General features: G+C 66.6%; 19 protein-coding genes and 1 tRNA gene. 13 read left to right on the top strand and 7 right to left on the bottom strand.

The features are described from left to right. The first annotated feature begins 53 nt into the window (after positions 1–53). The 3 genes from ACW9TB_RS03330 to ACW9TB_RS03320 all read left to right on the top strand — a co-directional run bounded on the left by ACW9TB_RS03330 (position 54) and on the right by ACW9TB_RS03320 (position 2,016). Entirely contained in the window at positions 54–698 is a 645-nt protein-coding gene (locus tag ACW9TB_RS03330) for a DUF3566 domain-containing protein (protein WP_472746404.1), read from the top strand. 143 nt (positions 699–841) lie between these two features. Then, a tRNA-Ile gene (locus ACW9TB_RS03325) sits at positions 842–915 on the top strand. A gap of 135 nt (positions 916–1,050) precedes the next feature. Then, on the top strand, positions 1,051–2,016 hold the full coding sequence (locus ACW9TB_RS03320) for a hypothetical protein (RefSeq protein WP_472746403.1): 966 nt from the start codon (positions 1,051–1,053) through the stop codon (positions 2,014–2,016). Positions 2,017–2,041: 25 nt separating this feature from the next. Here the strand turns inward: ACW9TB_RS03320 and ACW9TB_RS03315 are convergent, their stop codons facing one another. Beyond that, positions 2,042–2,347 carry a tyrosine-type recombinase/integrase gene (locus ACW9TB_RS03315; RefSeq protein WP_472746529.1) on the bottom strand — a complete coding sequence of 102 codons (306 nt, stop codon included), beginning with the start codon at positions 2,345–2,347 and terminating at the stop codon, positions 2,042–2,044. Positions 2,348–2,524: 177 nt separating this feature from the next. Here ACW9TB_RS03315 and ACW9TB_RS03310 point away from each other — a divergent pair, with 177 nt between their 5' ends. Further along, positions 2,525–2,830 carry a UTRA domain-containing protein gene (locus ACW9TB_RS03310; protein ID WP_472746402.1) on the top strand — a complete coding sequence of 102 codons (306 nt, stop codon included), beginning with the start codon at positions 2,525–2,527 and terminating at the stop codon, positions 2,828–2,830. Between the two features lie 1,070 nt (positions 2,831–3,900). Here the strand turns inward: ACW9TB_RS03310 and ACW9TB_RS03305 are convergent. Then, positions 3,901–4,149 (bottom strand): hypothetical protein, encoded by a 249-nt coding sequence (locus ACW9TB_RS03305; protein ID WP_472746401.1) that lies wholly within the window; start codon positions 4,147–4,149, stop codon positions 3,901–3,903. A gap of 35 nt (positions 4,150–4,184) precedes the next feature. Continuing rightward, complete coding sequence (locus ACW9TB_RS03300; protein WP_472746400.1) at positions 4,185–4,526, bottom strand: hypothetical protein; 342 nt, start codon at positions 4,524–4,526, stop codon at positions 4,185–4,187. A 188-nt stretch (positions 4,527–4,714) separates the two neighbouring features. Between ACW9TB_RS03300 and ACW9TB_RS03295 the strand changes: the two genes are divergently transcribed. After that, entirely contained in the window at positions 4,715–5,464 is a 750-nt protein-coding gene (locus ACW9TB_RS03295) for a DUF5919 domain-containing protein (RefSeq protein WP_472746399.1), read from the top strand. Continuing rightward, a complete protein-coding gene (locus ACW9TB_RS03290) occupies positions 5,465–5,935 on the top strand; it encodes an NUDIX hydrolase (protein ID WP_472746398.1) in 471 nt (156 codons plus the stop codon). A gap of 83 nt (positions 5,936–6,018) precedes the next feature. Here the strand turns inward: ACW9TB_RS03290 and ACW9TB_RS03285 are convergent, their stop codons facing one another. After that, positions 6,019–6,546, bottom strand: a complete 528-nt coding sequence (locus tag ACW9TB_RS03285; protein ID WP_472746397.1) for a TetR/AcrR family transcriptional regulator — start codon at positions 6,544–6,546, stop codon at positions 6,019–6,021. Positions 6,547–6,648: 102 nt separating this feature from the next. After that, positions 6,649–7,068 (bottom strand): hypothetical protein, encoded by a 420-nt coding sequence (locus ACW9TB_RS03280; RefSeq protein WP_472746396.1) that lies wholly within the window; start codon positions 7,066–7,068, stop codon positions 6,649–6,651. A gap of 2,255 nt (positions 7,069–9,323) precedes the next feature. Between ACW9TB_RS03280 and ACW9TB_RS03275 the strand changes: the two genes are divergently transcribed. Further along, entirely contained in the window at positions 9,324–10,181 is an 858-nt protein-coding gene (locus ACW9TB_RS03275; RefSeq protein WP_472746395.1) for a hypothetical protein, read from the top strand. Positions 10,182–10,456: 275 nt separating this feature from the next. Here ACW9TB_RS03275 and ACW9TB_RS03270 read toward each other — a convergent pair whose 3' ends face one another. Further along, complete coding sequence (locus ACW9TB_RS03270; RefSeq protein WP_472746394.1) at positions 10,457–10,717, bottom strand: acyl carrier protein; 261 nt, start codon at positions 10,715–10,717, stop codon at positions 10,457–10,459. Between the two features lie 322 nt (positions 10,718–11,039). Between ACW9TB_RS03270 and ACW9TB_RS03265 the strand changes: the two genes are divergently transcribed. The 6 genes from ACW9TB_RS03265 to ACW9TB_RS03240 all read left to right on the top strand — a co-directional run bounded on the left by ACW9TB_RS03265 (position 11,040) and on the right by ACW9TB_RS03240 (position 17,920). Continuing rightward, entirely contained in the window at positions 11,040–12,074 is a 1,035-nt protein-coding gene (locus tag ACW9TB_RS03265; protein WP_472746393.1) for a sensor histidine kinase, read from the top strand. A 12-nt stretch (positions 12,075–12,086) separates the two neighbouring features. Continuing rightward, positions 12,087–12,758, top strand: coding sequence for a response regulator (locus ACW9TB_RS03260; protein WP_472746392.1), 672 nt, complete (start codon positions 12,087–12,089; stop codon positions 12,756–12,758). A 711-nt stretch (positions 12,759–13,469) separates the two neighbouring features. Then, positions 13,470–14,936, top strand: coding sequence for a class I adenylate-forming enzyme family protein (locus tag ACW9TB_RS03255; protein WP_472746391.1), 1,467 nt, complete (start codon positions 13,470–13,472; stop codon positions 14,934–14,936). Between the two features lie 10 nt (positions 14,937–14,946). Then, positions 14,947–16,209 carry a beta-ketoacyl-ACP synthase II gene (fabF, locus tag ACW9TB_RS03250; protein WP_472746390.1) on the top strand — a complete coding sequence of 421 codons (1,263 nt, stop codon included), beginning with the start codon at positions 14,947–14,949 and terminating at the stop codon, positions 16,207–16,209. Positions 16,210–16,279: 70 nt separating this feature from the next. Beyond that, positions 16,280–16,918 carry a GNAT family N-acetyltransferase gene (locus ACW9TB_RS03245; protein ID WP_472746389.1) on the top strand — a complete coding sequence of 213 codons (639 nt, stop codon included), beginning with the start codon at positions 16,280–16,282 and terminating at the stop codon, positions 16,916–16,918. Between the two features lie 99 nt (positions 16,919–17,017). Then, complete coding sequence (locus ACW9TB_RS03240) at positions 17,018–17,920, top strand: phytanoyl-CoA dioxygenase family protein (RefSeq protein WP_472746388.1); 903 nt, start codon at positions 17,018–17,020, stop codon at positions 17,918–17,920. A 77-nt stretch (positions 17,921–17,997) separates the two neighbouring features. Here the strand turns inward: ACW9TB_RS03240 and ACW9TB_RS03235 are convergent, their stop codons facing one another. After that, complete coding sequence (locus ACW9TB_RS03235) at positions 17,998–18,624, bottom strand: DUF5825 family protein (RefSeq protein ID WP_472746387.1); 627 nt, start codon at positions 18,622–18,624, stop codon at positions 17,998–18,000. Positions 18,625–18,628: the final 4 nt, after the last annotated feature.

Below are 18,628 nucleotides of genomic sequence, written 5' to 3'. Positions count from 1 at the left end.
CCGCGCCGGAAACCGATGAATCGGTATCCGACGATCGCAAGGGCAGGAAAAAAGTGACGACGACAGAGGACGGCAAGCAAGCCGACACCACGGTGCGGATCCGTCCAGGCGGATCTCCACCGCCCTCCGCGCCACCGCTGCAGTCGCCCGCTCCGCCTCCGCAGCCCTCGCCGTCCTCCCCTCCGCCGGGCGGGCAGGGCCGTCCCCCGGCCGGGCCGCAGCAGAACAACCGCGCCCCGTGGTCGCCCGGCAGCCTGTCGTCGCCCCAGGCCCCGGCGGACGGGCCCGGCAGGAAGGCCGCCGACGTCGGCGGCCCCAGGTCGCCCCGCAAGGCGCACCTGGTGCTGCGCAGGGTCGAGCCGTGGTCGGCCATGAAGTTCAGCTTCGTCGTGTCACTGGTCTGCTTCGTGGTGCTGTTCATCGCGGTCGCGGTGCTCTACATGGTGCTGTCCGGCCTCGGGGTGTTCGAGAACATCATCCAGACGGTCACCCAGCTGACGACGGCCGACGGCAAGGCCACCAGCGGCGTCGACATCGCCTCCTGGTTCGAGCCGGTCCGCATCCTGGGCTACACCGCCCTGATCGGCGCGGTGAACGTCGTGCTGATCACCGCTCTCTCCACCCTCGGCGCGGTGATCTACAACGTCGCCTCCGACCTGGTCGGCGGCGTGGAGGTCACCTTCAGCGAGGCCGAGTAGCCGGTCCGTCGCGTGTCCCCGCCCGTTTTTCGAGGGCGGGGACATGGCGCGAGCAGGTACCGAAACAGGGTAAGCTTTTCCCTGTTCGAACGAACGGGTTCGCCTCCGCCACGCGGCTGCGAGACCGTTCATCTGTGTGATGAGGGGCTATAGCTCAGACGGTTAGAGCGCTTCCCTGATAAGGAAGAGGTCCCAGGTTCAAGTCCTGGTAGCCCCACCCAGCTCAGAGGCCATTTCCCGGTTCGGGAAGTGGCCTTTTTGATCTTCCGGGTGACTAAGTGAGTGACTACCTGTTCGGGCCGTGCCTGAGACGGTAGGAACTAGCGAGCCGCTGTGTGGCAAGGGAGTGGTCGTGGTCGAGATCAACTGGCACGTGGTCAACAACGGCTTGGACTTCCTTGAAAGCGCCGTGGAGCTTCTTGAAGCCGGGAGCGAGAGGGAGGTGAAGTACGCCGCCCTTCATCTCAGCGCCAGCATCGAAACCTTGCTCAAAGTTCGTCTGGCCCGCGAGCACTGGACCCTCGTGGTGGCAGACCCGCGTGAGGCCAGGCGAGACAAGTACGAGTCGGGGGACTTCAAGAGTGTCCCCATTGATCAAGCTTTGGACCGTTTGGTGAACATCGCGAGCGTTGCGATCTCTGACGAGGACATCAAGCGGATCAAGAGTCTGAATCGGACTCGTAATCAGATAGCACACTTCGCTCTCATCGCCGAGAACCCCTTGGCGACACGTGCCACGGTTGCCCGCGCGATGGAAGCTCTTCTGCGCTTCATAGAGAAGCAGTTGGCCCCGGGAGCCTCCCCAGAGGAGCGAGAGATCATCGATGCTACCTACAGTCACGTCATGGAGCAGATTCGGCAGATTAAGGTGATGGTACGGGAGAGGATGAACTCTCTTAAGCCGATCATCGCCCAGGCAGACATGCCGGTAGTCAAGTGTCCTGAGTGTCTACAGGACGCATACCTGTTCTCTGACGGAACAGCAGGTAAGTGCCTGTTCTGCTCATACAACAAGTCTGGATTCGTGGCAGCGGCTAACTACGCTAGCAATGTTTTGGGAGAGGACGAGTATTCAACGATCAAGGATGGTGGAGAGTGGATCGTTAGCCAGTGCCACCTTTGCGCCGATACGGCGCTAGTGGACGGGATCATCACCACTGCCCGTATGGAGGCAACGCAAGGATGCTTCGGGTGTGGTTATTTCGGTAACCGGGGTGCTCTCGAACAATGCTCTCGGTGCACCGCGTGGACAGAGGCAGAACCAGATTCTGTGGCCGTCTGCTCTGCCTGTTGGGACTACATGATCTCTCGTGACTGAGGAGCCTACCTACCTGCGGAGTCACTCACTCATGTCTGAAGATTCGATCCATCGCTTCAGCCTCTTCCAGTAATACCGGGCGAAGTTGCTTGCGGTAGACCTTCTCCGTCACTACCGTCCCCTTGTGGCCGACCAGGCGGGAGATGTTCTCCAGGGCCATGCCGGAGTCCGACAGCAGCGAGACGAAGCTGTGCCGCATCTCTCGGGGCGTCCACTCGTCAGGGTCCAGGTCGGTCCTTTTGAGGATCACCCGGAAGGCCCGACGCACGTTGGCTGCGTCCAGCTCGGTCCCGTGCTTGCTTGCGAAGACGAGATCATTCTCCTGCCACAGGTCCCCCGCCTTCTCTCGTGCGAGCGTCTGCCGCTCGTGATGCCCGCGCAGCGCGTCTACGCACAGCTTGGGGAGAGCGAGGGTTCATCCCTGCCCCGACCCCCAAGCAGACCGTCACCGACGCCTTCGTCCACGTCCTCACTCAGCCGTCGTTCTACGAGATGATCACCAACGAGCGTGGTCCCACCACCTGGGGAGACCATCGTCACCGCCCGCATGCCCTACGCCGACGAGCGCGACCTGATGGCCCTATCGGTCGGCAGCCCCATCCTGATCATCCGTCGCATCCTCGCCGACAAAGACGGCCGACCCCTGGAGATGACCGAGATCAAGGCCGACGCCGAACGCTTCGAGACCGTCTACGCCCGCGAGAACTCCACCAGTGATCTCCCCGAGGGATTCGACCCCGACATCCACGACATTGAACAACTCGCGGACAGACCCGATCCTGAACCGACCGGCCGCATCCTGTTCCTGCTGTGACAGGTCGTTGTGATCGACATTGGCTCAGAGTTTCTTTACTGGTTCAAGGCGCCAGCGCTTCGCGCCGCCGCACGGCGCGGCACGCCCGCCCGGCGCGGACGGACCCCGCCGCCCGCCGCACCGAGCACCCGCCGAACCGAGCGGACCCGCCGCCCCTGGGTACGCGCTGCCGCCGCTCCGTCAGGCTCATGATTAACCTGCATGGAGGCCGTAAGACCATGCCGCAAGCTTTTCCGCCAGCGGTTTTGCTAGCGTTTATCGCCCGTTTCATTAGAGAAGAATCTTAAGTTCTGTAGGAGCCTCAAAGGGGGCCTCAAAGTCGCGCTGAGCAGCGCACATATTACAGGTGATTTAGTTTACAGATTTTTATTCTAGAGGAGCGAGTATCTGACTCGGACGCCCAATGCACCCCTATGGTGCGGTAATCTTCGAAGCCAAAGAAAACGCCCGCCGTCATCTTGCAGGACACGGCGGGCGCTAAAGCTCGCCCATGTGTCTAGGAGTAGCTTCATGAACAGGTTACCGCTTGGTCGGGGTCCACTGCTGGTCACATGCATGGTTGCGTGCCTCGTCGCAGCGCTTGTGATCATGGGGCATGGCAGTGAGGCTTCGCTGGTGGTTGGAGCCGTCACAACAGTCCTTATGATCTTCGTTGGCCGGTCAACGGGAGTTGAACCCTCTCGTTCCGAGAGTTCCGGGGAAGCCGAGGCTCCTGTTCCGGGCCGCTTGCAGGAGTGACTGTGATCAGATGGTCAACCGCCTCTACGCTCCGTTGGCTGCTGTGCTCCATGTCTGTGCATGGTGTACCGGGTTGCTGTAGGTGACTCCCCGCCCCCGCCTCCGGAGTGTTCGTGTCCCTCGGTCGGCGTCAACTTCGTCTGTACCTGTTGAGTGAAGGTTGCTGTGCACGTCGGAGTGGACGGACACGCGAAGACGGAGTTGACCCCTCGGTCGGGACACACAATCTGGCAGCTATCGGGGGCGGGGGAGGAATGGGCCAGGAGTCGTGCATGGTGATCTCTGGCAGGCGTGACGACGTGGTCCCTCCAGATCCACGCCGTCACGCCGGTCTAGCGGGCGTGCCCGGACAGCAGCGCCGTCCAGGTCGCCCGAGCTGTGGCGATCGACCAGCGGTGGCTCTCGTCCACCCGGTGGCCGTCGTCGAGTTGGAGGGTGCGCCGGATGAATCCCTGTCCGCCGCCTTGGAACAGTTCGTATACCGTGGCCCGGCATCCACACGTCCAGGCCACCGGCCGTACCCGCTCTAAGACCTGGTCGGGCTTGTGCCAGTCGAGCCGTACATGATCACGTTGTGCCATGCCCAGATGCGGGCTCAAGCACGTCTCGGTCACTGTCACAGCGGCGCTGCCTGCGTCGCCGCTTTTGGAGCGGGTGCGGAGCGCGTTGTGCGCAGGTCGGTGTAGCGGGCGGCGATCCGGTGCGCGGCCGTGGCCGGGTTGCCCGCTGTATGGGCCGCGTACTTCCTGCGGCCTGTCCGCATGGAGTACTCCCCGTTCCACCACACGAAGCGGACGCCGTCGGACCAGACGAGCAGGTCCACCCACACACTCAGCAGGTCCGTGCCGTGCCCCTGGTGAACATCGGCGGTTATCCCGAGATCATCGAGAGCGGCGCGAAGTTGTTCGGCCGCCTGGGAGGAACGGGCGGCTTTAGTGATCGTTGCGTTGCGGGTCATCGCTTCTCCGGAAGGTCTCGGATGGTCGTGACGGGGCAGCTGGACATGTGACCGCGACTAGTGTTCATCTTGCGGGGTGGGACGTTTATCGACGCTTGATACGTCCCCAAGCATGCTGACCAGCGCCGGGACGGGAAACTCCGTTTGAGGACGGCGACGGGACGTCTTTGAAGGCGTATAAACGTCCCATGGCACCCAACGAGCGCTTACGGTCCGCACTGCTCAGCGCGGGCATCAGCGTCCGGCAACTGGCCGAGGCGGTAGGGGTCGATCCCAAGACCGCCGAACGATGGGTCAACACCGGCCGCACACCACACCCGGGCATCGCCCACCGGGCCGCGATCGTGCTCCGGGAGGATCTGGCCCACCTGTGGCCCGCGATCGAGCAGGGAAAGCGACGCCATCGAGGGAGCGGTGAACTGGTCGCCGCCTACCCCACCCGTGCTTCCGCGCCCCTGGACATGTGGCGGACCCTGTTCGAGCGCGCGGAGCAGCGCATCGGCATCCTGGTCTACGCCGCGAACTTCCTGCACGAGTCGTGGCCGGACTTCAACGACCTTCTCGCGTCGAAGGCGCGGGAGGGGTGCCGCGTGCGCATCCTGCTCGGTGACGCCGACTCGCCTGTCATCCAGGGCCGGGGCGCTGAAGAGCGGTTCGGGCACGGTATCGAGTCACGGTGCCGGGTGGCGCTCATGCACTACCGGCCCTTGGCGGAGTCGGCGAACGTCGAGCTGCGTGTGCACGACACCACGCTGTATAACTCCCTGTTCGTGGGCGACGACCACATGATCGTCAACGCGCACGTGTACGGCATGAACGCCTATGGCGCACCGGTCTACCACCTGCGCCGCACACGTGAGGAAGGGCTATTCGACACCTACGCCACCAGCTTTGAGGCAGTGTGGGAGCAGTCCCGGCTCCCTGGAAAAGAGGCGTAGATGGCCCGTACCGAGTACTACGACGATTCCGGCGCGCCCGAGCCGAACAGGCTGGTCGTGGGGGTGTCCGCCGTGGTCGTCGATGACCGTGGTCGCATCCTCATGCAGAGGCGCACCGACAATGGGCTGTGGGCGCTGCCTGGCGGCGGGATGGATCTCACCGAGTCGGTGCCGCAGGCGGCTGTACGGGAGGTGAGGGAGGAGACCGGCTACGACGTCGAGGTGACCGGGATGGTCGGCCTTTACACCGACGCCCGGCACATCATCGCCTACACCGACGGAGAGGTACGCCGTCAGTTCAACATCTGCCTGACGGCTCGCGTCATCGGCGGGACGCTCGCGGTCAGCGACGAGTCGACCGACGTCCGCTGGGTCGGCAGGGAAGAGATCGACACGTTGCCGATGCACGACACCCAGCGACTCCGGATCGGGCATTTCCTCGCCGGGACGGCTTCGCCGTACATCGGCTGAATCGGGACGTTCCTGAGTGACCAGGTGGTTGTTCGCGCGTACCGCGGGTTGTGATGAAACGGTCGACGCTGTCCGAGGGGCCTTCAGGTGCGGGTGGCGAGGTCGAAGGTGGTGACGAGTTCCTCGGCGGCGATGGCGGGGTCGAGGCCGGTGAGGAGCCGGGCGGCGACGGTGTCGATCGTCGCGCGGACGGTCATGGCCATGAGCTGCGTGTCGAAGACGCGGAACTCGCCGGCCCGGCGGCCCTGCTCGAACAGCTCGGCCAGTAGGGCCAGGGCCATGTCCTGGGTCCCGGCCGGTGCCGGGGCCGCGTTGAAGGCGATCTGCTGGACCGCCCGCACGTGGGCGGGATTGGTGGCGATGAACTCCACGTTGGCGCGGATGTACGTCGCCAGTTTCTCGCGCGGGCCCTCCGCGGCCACGATCCTCGGATGCATGTACGCCGCGGCGTCGGTGAGCACCTTGGTCAGCACGTCCGCGAGCAGGTCATCCTTGGTGGCGAAATGGTAGGAGATCAGGCGTTTGCTGCTTAGTCCCGCGTGGCCGCAGATCGCTTCGAAGGTCGTTCCCGTGTAGCCCCGCTCGGCCAGGACCTCGATCGTGGCCTGCACGATCTGCTCCCTACGGGCCTGGGTCGCCCGAGCGCGGTCAACCGGTGCGGGTGTGGGCATGATGGGCCTTTCCGTGATCGGCGGCCCTCCCGCCGAGCCTGGTCAGCCCAGTTTGCCAGTCTGGCGGGGACTCGGGAACGCCGCTCGTACGGCGTGCTGGCTGGCCAGGATCGCGACTCCGGCCAGCAGCAGGCCGATCAGCCCCTGGTCGACCTTCATCCACAGCGGGTAGCCGCTGTCGGGCGCCACGCAGATCAGCACGATGCCGATCGTGCCCAGGATCGAGATGGCTCTGATCCGTACGTAGGCCGGGCGTTCGCCCCTGATGGCCTGCCCGGCGAGCGAGATCAGCCACAGCGAGGCCGCCGCCACGCCGCCGCCGCGCACCCAGACCACCCAGTTGACCAGGTCAGGGTGGTTCCGCAGCGCGGTGGCGATGATCAGGGTCGCCAGTGACACGGCCGCCATCCCGACGAACAGGGAGCGGATCCGCTGGAGATTCACCAGTGCTTTGTTATCCATGCGGGTAATAGTTACACGGCTGGATAAAAAGGGCAAGTGGTGGCTGAGTCACGGCTTCCGGCGTGCCGGGCGCTGACGCGACGGTTGTGGTGGGGGTGAGGGGGTGGCGCGACAGTTACGGGCGCTAGGGGGACATGACGGCTACGGGTGTGAGAGCGGAGAGTGGGCGTCGGTCGCGTGTGTGACGTGGTGGCCGTGCGGGTGGTGGCCCCCGGTGGGCGTGGTGGCGGCGACAATGGCGACCGGCGGTAATTCATCGGTCACTGATCGCTCAAAGGATTGGCCACCTGGCCACCTCAAAGGCATTCAATAAAACGCGGTAACGGCATGGCCGGAACCGGGAACACTCGGTGATTGACATCTGTCTCTTGGTGTACGACGTGATAGCCGGGCCGACTGGAGAAGTCAGGACCCTCTCACATCGATGCACAAATGTTCTCTGCCGAAATGGAGTCGATCATAGAGGCTGGATATGTTGGAGATGATGACTCTCGCGTCTACGCGTCAGTAAGCACCGCAATGGGGCCCGCGGTGGTGGCCGGATGTAGCGCGCCGAGTCTTCGGGGTCGACTCTTGCCAGATCCAATCGCAGTAGAGCCAACACAGGGGGTTGGATGCGACTGAGAGAACGTCGGCTTGTTCACTCCCGACAGACTGCCGCGGTGGCGCCGGCTGTCGGACGGTCGGATGCGACCGTCCAGTCTGTGGCATCGCCTCGTCCATGTCCAGATCGTGGCAATGGAACCAACGGCGGAGAGCCGGACATGACGCCGCAGGTGGAGCGGCTTGTTTCATATATCTCCGGCTCACGCGCCGAACCGGACGGGAGGGCTGCTTGAGCGAACCGCGCGGAGCGCTGAACGGCCGGAACGGTCGGCGGCGATGCTCGCGAGGCCGCAGGTGCGGCGAACCGCTGTTCGCGGCATGATCGAAAGACCGGTGTTCGACTGATGACGCAGGAAAACCTCTGGCAGACGAATTGATCACCACGATCACGTCTGTAGCGGCCGGGGGCTTCGGATGCCGTTCTGTTGTGCTGCCGTTGATTTGTCGCGTTCAATGCTGAACCGCGTCGTCAGTACATCTCGGCCGATTTCGGGGAAGTGCCTGGAAGATGCGGGGGCGGCGGGACGCGTCGGGATATGTTTCGGCGACGCGACAGCCGAATCGTTCTTCGGGAAGTCGAAGACGGGGGCTGTTTCGTCATCGGACGCTCGCCATTCGTGCGGAGGTGTGGCGTGCCGCCATTCGTTATATTGATGGCCTCCGCGACTCCAGAAGAGTGCATTCCTGTTTGGCGTAAAAGCCTATCGAAGTTCTCGATGAATGGCTGACGAACGGTATGACAGTGTGATATAAATCATCTATTCCGGTGTCCGGAAAGGTGTGGCTCCTCATAGCTGCTGCTGCTACAGCGGCGAGTCGAGCCGCGACGGGGAATGAGGGAGTGACCGCGGGCCGAATGAGTTCCCTTGACGTGCTGGTGCGCACGTGCCAGGGGATCCGCTCGGTAGTACCAAATGCCGGTCCGGGAGTGTTGAACCGGCGATCGTGTTCAGACAACGGGGACAGAGACAGAGAACGGGGGCAGAGAACGGGGGCTCAGCTCGACTCCGGTCGGCGAGAGTAAACGCGCGGGACCGGGGGCTGGCTCATCAGAGCGTGGGGTTCGTGTGTCACGAATGTCTTGACTGGCTTTCCGCCTGAACCGAGCGGTGCCTGTCGAGCGTGACGGCGCGGTATTCGGTGGCACTGCGACGAGCGCCGACCGCGCCAGGACCGTGACGTGTGCTCGCCATTCGACGATCCTCACGACATGGCCGATCTGATGCTCCAATTCAATGGAAAGCCATCGTCAACAGCTTGATCACAAAGTGTCACGGGGCTGCCTGATCGTTTCGCGAAATCGGGGATCAGGACACATGTGTAGTATTCGCCATCCCGCAAAGGGCGTCCGTAGACGCCCGCTGGTCCTGTGCGACGCAGGACGAAGAAGCGTGTGATGTCCTTCCAGAAGGGGGGCAACGTTGGCTGAGCGTATCGGATCTGTTGTGTCGTCAGATATAACCCAAATATGGAACACGCCGGACGGGGATTTTGAAGCCGCTCTATCTCCGGTCGAGGAGGTCCCCATCGGCTCGCTGCTTCCGGGGGACTCACCGCGCAGTGCCGGAGACCTCCAGCATGTGCGTCTGATATCCGAGCTGGAAACAAAACTTCCTCCGATAATAGTGCACCGGCCTACCATGCGGATCGTGGATGGAATGCACCGGCTGCGGGCAGCGGCACTGTGCGGAAAAAAGAGCATGAGCGTTCGGTTCTTCGACGGGGACGAACACGACGCCTTCGTTCTCGCCGTCAGGGCGAACATAACCCACGGTCTCCCGCTGTCCTCTTCCGACCGCGCCGCCGCGGCCGACCGGATCCTTCGGTCACACCCTCACTGGTCTGACCGGACAATCGCCCAGATAGCCGGGCTGTCCGCCCAGAGGGTGCGCAATATCCGCCATGCCGCGTTCCCCCAGGACTCCCAGCCGACAGCACGGCTGGGACGTGACGGCCGGACCCGCCCGCTGGACAGCTCGGCCGGCCGGATCCGCGCGGCCGAGCTGATAGTGAAGGAGCCGCACAGCTCGCTTCGGCAGATCGCGCAGCGGGCGGGAATCTCGTCGGGCACGGTACGGGACGTCCGTGACCGCCTGAGGAGAGGAGACTCTCCCCTGCCGGAGTCGCTGAGATCCGCTTCCGCCGATGCGCTGCCTCGGCTCACCCCTCAAGCCGAGGAAACCGGGCAAGCCGGGCAAACCGGGCCAGCCGGGCCGGATGACTCGACAGCTCCCGTCTCCCGGCCCGAGCCGGTGGACGGCCACCGCCGCAGATCACCGTTGAACGCCCTGATTAGGGATCCGTCTCTGCGGTCCGTGGAGCGGGGCAGATTTCTCCTCCGCATGCTCAGCTCAAGTGCCCTGCTCCCACCGAGCCGGAAGCAGCTGATCGACGCGGTTCCCGAGCACTGCGTCGATCTGGTCTATCAGGTGGCCAAGGAGAGCGCCGTGGCCTGGGCGGAGTTCGCCGAAGATCTCGAACGCAGAGCGACGCGGCTCAAGCCGTGAACGTGAGGACGGTGCCTACGTGTGCAACTGCTGAAAAACAGCGGTTGCACACCGGCCGTACCGATTCGGAAACCGCCGCAGGGCGCTTGACATGCGGGTTTGTCTGAGCGAGCCCCGGTGCGCCGAGGGCGCGATGATCGTCCTGAACCGGGCCGGAGGTGGCCAACCGCTTCCGGGTCACCCGGACGTCGGCCACCCGCCGGTATCGGGTTTCGGCAGGCGCGTGTCTCCCGGACGATCGGACGACCGGATGACCGGGCGGCGTCCTGCCGCTGTCACGACGCCGCGCGTGCGTCCAGCTGACGCTCGATGAGCCCGGTCAGGTCACCGACCGTTCTGATGTCCTTGAGTTCGTCGTCGATCTCCACCTGGAACCGGTCGAAAATCGCGGCTCCTATCTCGACGACGGCCAGCGAGTCCACGTCGAAATCCTCCATGAGGTACTTGTCCGGAGTCACCTCGGCGCGGGGAACGCCCGCCACCTCCTCGATTATCTCGGCCACCACCTGGCCGATATCAGTCGTGGTCATGTCCATTGTCAGGCCACCTTCCCATTGTTTCGCCATGGCGCTTCGGTGGATCCACCCAGCAAACATCGTGGCATTTTTCGTCATTGCTGCCATCCACAGAACGTGGCCGTTCGTGTACTCAATTTAGAGTAGTGTCAATAGCCTGACCGTCTTGCGAAATGATCAACTTTCGGCGATCCTGCAACCTATGCGGTGGCCATACGGGGAGACCATGTTCCAAGACGCGCTGACCGCGGTCGTCGCGCTTGTATTTGGCTGCGTTCTATTGCGGGCCGGAGTTTTTTCCCATCGTTTTGGAATAGTCGAAACGACGTTTCTCATCCCCCCGTTGGTCCTGGCCAGCGGGTCGCTGCTCCTGCGCCGGACCAGACCGCTGTTCGGGCTGGGGCTGGCGGCGATCGCCGCCGTCGCCGACGCGGCCGTGGGGCCATCGTTACTCCCCGTGCTTCTCCTGAGCAACCTTCTCTACAACGCGACCCTGCACGGACCGGCGCACGCGGTGTCCTGGCTGATCGGCGGAGGCTATGCCGCGACCGGAGTGGCGGCGCTGATCGTCCTGGCGTGGACGGAGACCGTCCGGGGCGGCCTGCTGACCGCGATCTACATGTTCCTGGTGCTGGTGTTGCCGTCCGTGGTCGGGCTGACAGTCCGCAGGTACCGCGAGAGTGCCGAACAGGCGCAGCGAAGAATCGGAGTGGAACGGCACGAGTCGGTGATGCAGGAGAGAGCCCGGGTGGCGGGCGACATTCACGACATCGTCGGCAACCACCTGAGCGCCATCGCGCTGCAGTCCACCGCCGCGATGGTCACCGCTCCGCGTGACAACGAGAAGCATCTGACGGCCCTGGTGGAGATCCGGCAGAGCAGTGTGGAAGTGATCGGCGAGATCCGCCGCATGGTCGCGACCCTGCGTACCGGCGGGCAGAGCCCGCGGTCCCTGCCCGTCGCGCCCGCCGTGCTCGACCTGGCACGTTCACTCATGGAACGCATGGAGAAGCTGGGATCGCCCGCGCGGCTGCGGACGGTGGGCACTCCCGTTCTGGGACACCGGGAGGTCGAGACGGTAGCCTGCCGAATCATCCAGGAATCGCTCACCAATGTGCTCAAGTACGCCTACGGGTCCGCCGTCGACATCGTCATCGTCTATCGGCCGGACCACATGATGATCACAGTGGAGAACGGCCTGTCGGCTGCGAACCCGGACCTGGCGCTCACCGGTTCCGGGCTCGGCGTGGCCAACATGGCCGAACGAGCCGCGCGGGTCGGTGGGACGTGCACCGCGCGGTGGTACGGGGACCGGTGGCGAGTGCACGCCGTGCTGCCGCTGAACCCGGCCGGGACCGTTCAGGATGTGCTTATCTGAGGAGTCTTTGTCGTGACCATCCGTGTTCTCATCGTCGACGACCATCTTCCCGTCCGGATAGGGCTCGCCATGATCATCAACTCGGCCGACGACGTGGAGGTGGTCGGCGAGGCCGCCAACGGCGAGCAGGCCCTGAGGCTGGCACAGACGCTCCGCCCGGACGCGGTGCTCATGGACATCCGCATGCCCGGGATGGACGGGATCGCCACCACCCGGCGGATGTGCATGCTGGGCGTGACCAACATCCTGCTGACCACGGCTTTCGACGCCGACGAGTACCTGTTCGGGGGGCTGTGCGCGGGGGCGGTCGGGTTCATCCTGAAGGACACCGACGCCGACTCGCTGATCACGGCACTGCGGTCCGTGGCGAACGGGGGCGGGGCGCTGTCGCCGAGCGTGACGCGGCGGCTGATCGCCGACTACGCGACCCGGATGTCGCCGCCGGAGGCGCGCGAGCAGCAGGCGAGGACGCTGGAACCGCTCACCGCGCGGGAACAGGAGGTGCTGTCCTGCGTCGGACGCGGCCTGTCCAACCGCCAGATCGCCACCGAGCTGGGGCTCGCCGAGAACACGGCCAAGACCCATGTCAGCCGTGTGCTGGCCAAGCTCGGGCTGAGCAGCAGGGTGCAGGCGGCCATCCTGGCGCAGGAGTTCAACCTGACGGCCTCACGCACGATCGGGTGAGGTCACACCCGGATCAACGAGGGCCGTACGGGATCGTGTCATCGAAGCCTGTAGGGGCCTGCCGGATTCCGTCTTCACCGTTGTCCGTATGACTCGTTCGGGCTCCCGAGCGAGGCGCGGGGGTCGGCGCCGGTGCGTGCGGGCGTTCTGACCTGCGGTCCCGTCGTTTCTGGGGTACGGAACCGGCGGCGCCAGGTAAGGGGGCGACGGGGGAGGAAGCCGCCTGCTTTCGGGGATGGCGCCGTACGGAAGCTCCCGTGGCGGCCCGCACGGCGAGGCGTCCCGACGGGCGACGCCGTCGATCCCGTTCCGCCCCGGCCGGGCTTTTGGCGGCCTCACCGGGCCCGCGTTCCGGCCGGTCGTCACCGCCGACGCGGCGATCCATTTCCGCCGGGACCACGAATGCGATGCCGGTCGCCGACAAGGACTACCGAGGCGTACTTAGTTACGCCGACAGCGCGTACACAATGAGAATTAGAAGGCGTCGCCATCCGGTGTATCGCACGCCCCTGACCTGGGGGCATTTCGGTGTTCGCCTCGTTGCGCACCGTATTGCGGGAAATCCGCATTCGCCTATTACAAACACGGCTATATGACCTCCTTGACATTTCCATCTGAAATACAGAAGATCGCCCATATCGGCGTCTGAAAGCGATAAATAGACGGATCCGCCGGGGCGGGCCGCGGTGGGAGAGTGGGAGAGAGGTCGCCATGGGGGCTCGCCTGATCGGGCCGGACGGCATCGGGGCCGTGGATCTGGAGTCCGCGGCGGGCGGGGCGGTGCGGGCATTTCACGACGCCGGAATGCGTGCCGGAGACCGGGTCCTGCTGTGGGCGGACAACAGCCCGTCGTACGCGGCCGCGGTACTGGCACTGACGCACCTCGACGTCTCGCTGGTCCTGCTCGACCACCGCCAGACCGCCGCGGAGACCGCCGCCACGGCGCGTGCCGCCGAGGTGTCCTGGGTCGTCACCGACATGCCCGACACCCCTGCCCAGGGGCGGGTCATCCACCTGGGGGCACTCGCCGACCGCCTGTCCGAGCCAGGCCGCCTGTCCGAGCCCGGCTTCTCGGTCGATCCGGCGCGGTGGCGCGCACGCTCCGACGCCCTGGTCACCTGGTCGTCCGGAACCACGGGCACCCCGAAGGGCATCGTCCGTACCGGCGAGGCGTTCCTGGGCAACCTGGAACGCACCCAGCGCCGGTTCGGCTACCGGCGTGACGACGTGCTGCTGCCCCTGCTGCCCTTCTCCCACCAGTGGGGGCTGTCGCTGATCCTGCTCACCTGGATCAGCGGCGCGACCCTCGTCGTCGCCCCGTACACGCGCGTCAACCAGGCGTTGCGGCTGGTGGGAAGGACCGGCGCGACCGTGGTCGACGCCACCCCCGCCACGTACCACAGCCTGCTGAACGTCCTGACGCGTCAGCCCGGCCTGCGTGACGCGGTCGCCTCGGTGGAGCGATGGTGCACCGGTGGCGCCCCGATGCACCCGGGGTTGTCGGAGCGGTTCCAGGAGGTGATGGGCCGCCCGCTGCTGGACGGCTACGGCAGCACGGAGGCGGGAAACATCTCCTTCGCGCTGCCGCCCGACCCGGTGGCCTGCGGGCGGCCGCTCGACGGGGTCGAGGTGTGGATCGGCGCGGACGGCGGACGGCCCGTCGCTCCGGGGGCGACCGGCGAGATCTGGGTGCGCTCCCCCGACCTGTTCACCGGCCACCTGGACGAGCGCGGGATCACACCGGTGGACCACCGCGCTGGCTACCGCACCGGAGACCTGGGCTTCCAGGACCCGGACGGCAATCTGCACGTGCTGGGGCGCAGGGCCGCGGTCCACCGATCCGGGCACACCCTGTACCCGGAGGTCATCGAGCGCACGGCGCAGCGGTGTGGCCGCGAGGTCAAGATCGTCGCGCTGGACGACGACCGGCGCGGTTCCCAGCTGGTGTTCGTGGTGGCCGACCCCGACGGTGGCGCCCCGCACGTCTGGTGGGAACGTCTCCGCGCGCTGCTGCCGGCGTACGAGTACCCCAACCGCGTGCTGGTCCTGGACCGGCTGCCGCTGAACCGTACCGGCAAGGTCGACGCCGCCGAGCTGCGGCGGGTGGTGCTGCGTGAGCTCGGGGACAACCCGTCGTCGTCGGTGGTCACCCCCGACAACCCCGTTCTCCGAACGTGAAAGGAACGCAATGACAACGCATTCCGACAGGGCGCCACGTCGGCGCGTCGTGGTCACCGGCACCGGAGCGGTCTCCCCCATCGGTGTGACCACCGAGGAGTTCTGGGCGGGGCTGGTGGCGGGCCGCAGCGGCGCGAGCCCGATCACCGGGTTCGACGCCTCGGATCTGCCGGTGCGAATCGGCGCGGAGGTCCGCGACTTCGATCCGGGCGTGTACATCGAGCGCAAGCTGAGCCGCCGCCTCGACGGCTACGCCCAGTTCGCCATCGCCGCGACGTACCAGGCCGCCGCGCAGGCGAAGCTGCAGCTCGTCGACGGCTTGGGCGAGCGGACCGCGGTGTACGTGGGGTCGGCCTACGGGGCCGACAAGCTGATGGCGACCGCCCTGGCCACGCTGCGCGACCGCGGTCACCAGGCGATGAGCCCCTTCTACGCCGCCAACAGCGGGGTGGACAGCGCGGCGAGCGAGATCGCGATCCTGCTGGGCGCGACCGGACCGTCCAACGCCATGAGCACCGCGTGCGCCACCGGGGCGACGTGCATCGGCGAGGCCCTCCGGCTGATCCGCCACGGCTACGCCGACGTCGCCGTGGCCGGTGCCTCCGACGACTGCGTGTCCCGGCTCAACATCTCCAGCACCGCGAGGGCCGGGGCGCTGTCCCGCCGCAACGACGACCCGACCCGGGCCAGCCGCCCCTTCGACCGGGACCGCGACGGGTTCCTGATGGGCGCGGGCGCCGGGGTGGTGGTCCTGGAGGCCGCCGAGCACGCGCTGGGCCGGGACGCCGAGATCCTCGCCGAGCTGGTCGGGTACGGCGCGAGCACCGACGCCCACCACGTGACGGCCCCGCACCCGGAGGGGCGCGGCGCGCGCGGCGCGATCCGGCAGGCGCTGCGGGACGGCGGGCTCGCCCCGACGGACGTGGACTACGTCAACGCGCACGGCACCGGCACGTTGATGAACGACCGGATCGAGGCGGCGGCCATCCGCGCCGAGCTGGGCGAGCACGCCGAGCGCATCCCGATCACCTCGATCAAGTCGATGACCGGGCACACCCTGGGCGCGGCGGGCGCGCTGGAGCTGATCGCCTCGATCTGCACGATCAGGGAAGGGGTGGTGCCCCCCACGATCAACTGCGACGACCCCGAGGACACCGGGCTGGACTTCGTCCCGCACACCGCTCGCCGGCAGGAGGTTCGTACGGTCCTGAGCAACTCCTTCGGGTTCGGCGGCCGTAACGCCGTGCTGGCCGTGCGCCGCTGGGAGGAGTGAGCGGTGCCGGGAGGACGGGCCGTGCCCTGGACGAACCCTGAACGAACGGACATCCGGTGAAGGGACATCGATGAGAGGCGAGCTTGTCACGCTGCGGCGTGTGTTCGAAGACGACTACGACGCGCTGGCGACCTGGGCGAGCGGGCGGGCGGGCCTGTACGGCAGCGGGTCCGCGGCCTTCCCCAGCCGTGAGGACATGCGCCGGGGCATCGAGTCCGGCGGCACCCGCTACCTGATCGTCACCGATCCGGACGGCACCCGGATCGGAGCGGTGACCTGGGACCAGGGCGCCCACGCCCTCAGCTTCCGGATCGGGGTGATGATCGGCGACGAGGACCTGTGGACGGAGGGGCACGGCGCGGAGGCCATCCTGCTTCTCCTGAACCAGCTGTTCCACACCATGGGGGCGCACCGGGTGGAGATGCTCGCCGGGCTCTACAACCGGCAGCCCGTGCGGATGGTCACGCAGGGCTACATGGTGCTGGAGGGGATCCTGCGCGACTACTTCTTCGTGGACGGGGAGTTCCACGACGCCGTCATCCTGTCGCTGCTGCGCCCGGACTACTACCGGCTGGTGAGCGATCTGGGGATCGCGCAGGACGTGATACCGGCCGAGCAGAAACGGGAGGCGCACGAGACGCTGCGCAAGCACCTGGTGGAGGTCTCCGGCGACTACTTCATCCGGCTGATCGAAGACCGGAGACGCTAGCCGGGGGCCCGATCGCCGTCGCGTTCGCCCACCGGCCCCGCGTCGCCCGTATCACCCGACCGACCGACCGTCCTTCCGAAGACAGATCAGGAGGCTTCCATGTCATCAGCCGCTCCCCGCGTCTCGGTCTCCGAGCACGCAGACGGCGGGGTGACGCCGCAGGTACCCCGGTTCCACGCTCCCTTCGACTGGGACGAGGTGGACGAGGTGACCCGGACCCTGGGCACGGCCGTGCTGACCGGCCTGGTCGACGAGGACCTGCGGAACCGGTTCGACCGGGAGATCGACCGGTGGCTGGACCGGCACCCGGACACCGCCCTTCCCGACAGCGGGTCGCCGGTCTACGACACGTTCATGGGCCGTCGTACGGCGCGGCTGCACGGGCTGGTCGCCAAGGCGCCCTCGTCGGCGGACCTGATCGCCCACCCCGACCTGCTCGGCTGGGCGCGGCGGCTGCTCGCGCCGGTGTGCGACGGCATCCTGCTCAGCGCGGGTGAGTTCATCCAGATCGGCCCGCGCGAGTCGCGCCAGTACACCCATCGCGACTCCGACGCCTGGTGGTTCGCGCCGCGCGGGCCGGACCCGCTGTGCGTGAACGTGATGGTGGCGCTGACCCCGTTCGACGAGAACAACGGCGCGACCCGGGTGGCGCCGGGCAGCTGCCTGTGGCCGGACGACCGGCGGCCCGTGAACGACGAGATCGTGCAGCCCCGGCTGGACCCCGGTGACGCCCTGCTGTTCCGCGCCGACGTCTTCCACGGCGGCGGCGCCAACCGCACCGCCGACCAGTTCCGGCGCGGCGTCGTGCTCAGCTACTGCGTGGGGTGGCTGCGGCCGCTGGAGAACTCCTTCCTCAACGTGCCGCGGGAGGTCGCCGCGGAGCTGCCCGGCGAGGTGGCCGAACTACTCGGCTACACGATCCACGACTCGACCGGCCGCGGCGGCGGCATCATCGGGACGCACGAGTACGGCGACCCCCGCCAGGCCCTGCTACGCGGCTGACGGCGAACACGCGGACGGCCCCGGGCGCACCTCGTGCCCGGGGCCGTCTCGCCGTACGCGATGTGCGACTACGAGGATCACCCTCGCGTGTCGGGCCAGCGGTGGAGGCGGTACGGAAGCCACCACAGGTAGGGGCCGATCTCCGCCACCAGCCGATGCTTGCGGAAGTCGTCCGCGACCACCGGGGGGACCGATTCGGCCGGTGCTCCCTGGTGGAGGGTCCTGACGGCGTCGAGGTGGATGTCCCGGCTGAGGATGAGCCGGCGCGTGCCGGCCGACCGGGCGTCACGTACGTGGACGAATCCCGGCCCCTTCCGGTAGAGCAGGTTTCCGAGGCGGTAGGAGTCGCGCCATCGGCGGACGGTGTCGCCGTCGCCGTGGACGGCGGAGGAGGGCGGGTAGAGGTGCTGGAGGAGCGAGACCGGGAAGTCGCCGTCACACTCCAGCGCCCACTGGACCGACAGGCCGATCCTGGTGAGCTCCCGGACGAGCGAGAGCTGTTCCAGGGCGAGGCCGAGGTCGGCGCCCCTCCGGATGTCGACGTGGTCGGCCAGGTCGACCCTGCGGGCGCCCTGCTCGCTGAACCGGAGGGCGGAGGCGGTCGCCGCGCCCTCCTCGGCGTCGGCGTCGCCGAGGAACATCCCCGGGACCTCCCTGGCCGCGCTGGTGTACTCCCGCCAGAGCGTCACCCTGATGTTCGGCATGCGG

It is taken from the genome of Streptosporangium sp. H13245, assembly GCF_055690525.1.
Note: the sequence above shows the minus strand (reverse complement) of the source record. Positions and strands in the feature narration are given on the sequence as shown.

What these genes read in the sequence shown, in the direction of transcription:
- ACW9TB_RS03305 (WP_472746401.1), bottom strand. Translation starts at nt 4,149, where the DNA reads ATGGCACAACGTGATCATGTACGGCTCGACTGGCACAAGCCCGACCAG.
- ACW9TB_RS03295 (WP_472746399.1), top strand. Translation starts at nt 4,715, where the DNA reads ATGGCACCCAACGAGCGCTTACGGTCCGCACTGCTCAGCGCGGGCATC.
- ACW9TB_RS03240 (WP_472746388.1), top strand. Translation starts at nt 17,018, where the DNA reads ATGTCATCAGCCGCTCCCCGCGTCTCGGTCTCCGAGCACGCAGACGGC.
- fabF (WP_472746390.1), top strand. Translation starts at nt 14,947, where the DNA reads ATGACAACGCATTCCGACAGGGCGCCACGTCGGCGCGTCGTGGTCACC.
- ACW9TB_RS03235 (WP_472746387.1), bottom strand. Translation starts at nt 18,624, where the DNA reads ATGCCGAACATCAGGGTGACGCTCTGGCGGGAGTACACCAGCGCGGCC.
- ACW9TB_RS03255 (WP_472746391.1), top strand. Translation starts at nt 13,470, where the DNA reads ATGGGGGCTCGCCTGATCGGGCCGGACGGCATCGGGGCCGTGGATCTG.
- ACW9TB_RS03270 (WP_472746394.1), bottom strand. Translation starts at nt 10,717, where the DNA reads ATGGACATGACCACGACTGATATCGGCCAGGTGGTGGCCGAGATAATC.
- ACW9TB_RS03245 (WP_472746389.1), top strand. Translation starts at nt 16,280, where the DNA reads ATGAGAGGCGAGCTTGTCACGCTGCGGCGTGTGTTCGAAGACGACTAC.
- ACW9TB_RS03280 (WP_472746396.1), bottom strand. Translation starts at nt 7,068, where the DNA reads ATGGATAACAAAGCACTGGTGAATCTCCAGCGGATCCGCTCCCTGTTC.
- ACW9TB_RS03300 (WP_472746400.1), bottom strand. Translation starts at nt 4,526, where the DNA reads ATGACCCGCAACGCAACGATCACTAAAGCCGCCCGTTCCTCCCAGGCG.
- ACW9TB_RS03290 (WP_472746398.1), top strand. Translation starts at nt 5,465, where the DNA reads ATGGCCCGTACCGAGTACTACGACGATTCCGGCGCGCCCGAGCCGAAC.